General features: G+C 65.1%; 1 protein-coding gene and 1 pseudogene. Both read right to left on the reverse strand.

Going from position 1 to position 3,898, the window contains the following annotated elements; translation table 11 throughout:
* Positions 1 to 3,574: pseudogene (locus HV670_RS29490) on the reverse strand (beta strand repeat-containing protein); the annotation flags it as partial.
* Positions 3,538 to 3,735 carry an ESPR-type extended signal peptide-containing protein gene (locus HV670_RS29495; protein WP_175108464.1) on the reverse strand — a complete coding sequence of 66 codons (198 nt, stop codon included), beginning with the start codon at positions 3,733 to 3,735 and terminating at the stop codon, positions 3,538 to 3,540. The gene HV670_RS29495 and the pseudogene HV670_RS29490, both read right to left, overlap by 37 nt.
* Between the last annotated feature and the right edge of the window lie 163 nt (positions 3,736 to 3,898).

The following is a 3,898-nucleotide window of genomic DNA, read 5'->3' on the forward strand; positions in this document are numbered from 1 at the left end:
GTTTGCGTATCCTGCGAGGTCGTGATCTTGACGTTGCCGTCTGCCGCGAGCTTCACGTCGTGGGTGCCGACGACCGTGGCGCCCCGGACCGTCAGATCCCGATCGGCGCGGATCGCCACCGCTTCGCCGGACACCGTGCTGGCGACACCGATATTCGCCTGCGTGCGCTGCGCCGTATCGGTCGTCGAGCGGTGGACGAAGCTGCCGCGCTTGGACTCAACCGAGGTGCTGCTGTCGTGTGCTTCGCGGCCTTCGTCGATCGTCACGTTGCCGCTCGCCGCGATCGTGGCGGCGCCGCTGCCGTTCGCCACGTCGTGGGTCGCCCCCGCCGTCAACGACGAGCCGGTGAGCGTCACATTGCCCTTGCCGTCGGTGCGCGCATGGTCGCCGGCGTCGGGATCGACCGCGGCGAGCGTCGCGTTGCCGCCCGCCGAGAAGCGCGTGCCGACCGCCTGCTGGTCGTCGGCATGATCGACTTCCTTGCGCGTGCTGTCGTCGGTCGCGACGTTATCGAGCCGCGCCTCATTGGTCACCGTCGTTGCCATGAGATTGCCGCCCGCGACCACCGTCAGGTCCTTCTCGGCCACCACCTGTGCGCCCTTGAGCGTCGTGTCGTCGCCGCTTTGCATCGCGAGACTGCCGCCCGCCGAGATCGCGCTGGTCTCGTGGGTCGTGCTGTTCGCCTCCCAGTGATGCTGGCTGTTTTTCGTGACCGACTGCGCAATAGTGGACTGCACCGCGTCGACCGTGATGTCGCGGCCCGCTGTGAGCTGCGCGTCACCGCTCGCGGCGATATTCGCGCCGTGCACGCGCAGGTCGCGTCCGGCCTATACGACCAAGTCGCCGGTCGACGCGCCGCCCGACACACCACTCGTGGCACCGCTCGAAGCAATCGTGCCCTGCGCACCGAGCAGGGTTGTCTGGACCTTACTATTGCCGGACACCGCGCTCACGCCGACGGTATCGACCAGCGTGGTATTGACGATATCGTTGCCCGCCAGCACCGCCACGCGGTTACCCGTGATCTGGCCCGACGCGTTGACCACATCGTGGGTCGCCGAGACGGTCGTCGTGCCGTTCGTGGCACTGCTGTTGATCGAGCCGCCGCGGTTCAGGATGTCCGTCGCGGCCACAACCGTCTGCGTGCCGCCCTTGATCACACCGGAATTAGTCGCGCTGCCTGTTGTATGGAGGTCCACGTCATCGGCAGCGATCAGCGCGCCACTCGGCTGCAGGTCGTTCGCATGCGTGTGCGCGAGATACACCACCGGCGCCAGTACCTGTTGCGTGCTGCCGTCAGGCAGCGTCACCGTCTGGTTCACCAGCCACACGATGTCGCTCGTGAGCGCATCCATTTGCGCGGAGGTCAGTGCGATGCCCGGCTCCAGATTGAACTGCTTCGCGGTGTTCGCGCCCGCCGTCATCAGCGCGCGATACTCGTCCTCGTTATTCGTGTAACCCTGCAGGTACACCCGGCCGGTGAGCTGCGTCACCTGGTTGCGCACCAGTTGCTGCTCATACAGGCCGTCGCCGAGGCGTTTCTCGGTTACCTGTGGATTCAGCCCGAGCTGGCCGAGCATATAGTCGCTCGAGATGAAACGCGTGTAACTTGTCGCGGATCCGTGGCGATCAGGTACGGCTGACCCGGCGCGGGTTGGAAGGCATACAGCCCGCCTGTCGGCAGGGGGATGTTCAGCGCACCGGTGCTGCTCGCCACGGACTGCGGCGCATTCGCGACCGTCGGGTTCGCACCGAGCGTGCCGCCCGTTGCACCCGTGGCCGAGCTGGCGGCCGCGACGTTGGTATTGTCGAGGTTCGTCGCGTGGATCTGCACCGCGTTGTTCGCGATGATCGTGCCGCCCGTGCCGCCGATGGCGACCGGTTGCAGCACGAGCGGCGCTTGCGCCACGGTGCCGACATCGCGATGGGTGTCCTCGTTCCACGCGTAGGTCGAAACGATGTTCTGCGACTGGTACCGGTACAGCGTCTGCCCGGTGTTGTTGACCGTCGTGCCACCATGGTTGCCGCTGCCAACCGATCCCCCCTGTTGCGTGCTGCCGATCTGGATCGAGTGGCCGGCTGCGATCGCGCTATAGCGGTTGTCGATCGTGCCGACGTTCGCGAGCGTCATCTTGCTGCCTGCGAGCAGCTGGGCTTGCGGTGCCGCGCCCGTCGCCTGATCCTGCTGCGTCGTGGTCGTGGTATCGCGCGCGATCTCGACGCGCTGGTAGCCCTTGTGCGCATCGCTGCGCGTCGCGTATTCCGTGGACGGAAGGTAGTGGAGATGGGGGTCGTAGGCGTCCCAGTACGTGAGCGTGACCGTGCCGCCGTTATTGGTCATGCTGCTGTAGTAGATCGTCTGCGGCTGACCGTTGAGGTTCAGCACGATCTGGTGCTGCGACGGGTCCTGCGAGACGATCGACGCGCTGGTGAAGGTGTCGGTGCGCGGGGTCTTGTAGCCATAGTCCCACACGGCCTGGGTGCACGATGAATGGTTGTTGGCATTGCCCGTCGCACAGGCGATGTACTTGCCGCGCTTGGTCTGGTGCGCCGTGTCGACGCCCGCCGTCACCGTCTGTACGGTGGGCGCCGGACGGGTATTCGTCAGCGTCTGCGTGGCGATTTCCAGATTGCCTTGCGCCTCGATGGTCGACTGGTCGTTGGTGACCGAAGCCGCCCGATGGGTGAGCAGGCCGCTTGCATCACGCGTGCCGTCCGCGGCGATATGGATGTCGCCCAGACTGAAGAGACTGGCGCCCCCGGTGTTCGACAACGTATTCGACGCATACAGGTTCAGCTGCGTGGCTGCTGCGATGGCCGCAGCGGACCCGGTGTTGGACATCGACGCGGCATTCAGCGTCACGTAGTCGCCGACGATGGTGGCGAGGTTGGTCAGCGACGCGCTGTGCGTCGTCACCGTGTCGCCTTCGAGACGCCCCGCGTTGGTGATGGCATGACCCGCGTGGATCGTCGTGCTGGCCGAGTTCAGATCGGCGCCTGCCTGGTTGTCGACCTTGGCGGCGTTGACCGTCAGCGCGTTCACGGCGTCCAGGGTGCCCTGGTTCGTGAAGTCACCCCCCGTCGTGAGCGTCAGATCATGATTGGCGTGAATCCGGTTCGCCGCATCGTTCGTGTAGTGGCCGTTGACGCTCAACGTACCGTCATGGCCGGCGATGATCGTGCCGTCGCCCGACAGCTGATTCGTCGTGACGTACAGGTTCTGGTCGCTGCCGATCGCGCCGTTCTGGTTTCCCAGCGTGCCCGCAGCGATCGTGATGCTGCCGCCACTACCGGTGTCGTTGCCGATCCTGCCCGACGTGTTGTCGAGCGATGCGACGTTCAGCGCGATTGCGCCGTTGCCGTGGATTGAGCCGTTCTGGTTGATGACGGCCGCGCCGGGCTCGTTCAGCGTGAGCTTGTGTGCCCCGGCAAGCGTACCGCCGGTGTTCTCGACCCACTGCGCGATGTTCAGCGTCAGGTCGTGACCGGCGACGATCTGTGCGCCTTGGGTGTTCGAAAGCGTCTGGCCGGTCAGCGTCACATCGCCGTTGCCGCCGATCGTGCCGGCGCCCGCGCTGCAGAACGCGAGGCAGAACCCCTTGCAGAACCCGATACAGAACTCATTGCAGCCGTCTCGCCCTGGCCGGCCTTGCCAGCGCCGCGCGCTGTTTCTTCCATGGCCACCAGCATGCCCCGCCGCCGGCTGAACACCAGGCGATAACGACGATCATTCATTTCTATTTGCACAACGTAGCGATGCCGCAGACGGATATCGAAAGCAGTTGGCAAATACTGTCAGAAGGTGCTAATTCGCGGCGCTTAACACAAACTCAAAATTGTTCGGAATCGTCTGATTGCGCAGGCATGAGGACGATGGGTGCGGCATATCAGCGCACAC

The sequence above is a fragment of the Pararobbsia alpina genome (assembly GCF_902859895.1).
Classification (GTDB): Bacteria; Pseudomonadota; Gammaproteobacteria; order Burkholderiales; family Burkholderiaceae; genus Pararobbsia; species Pararobbsia alpina.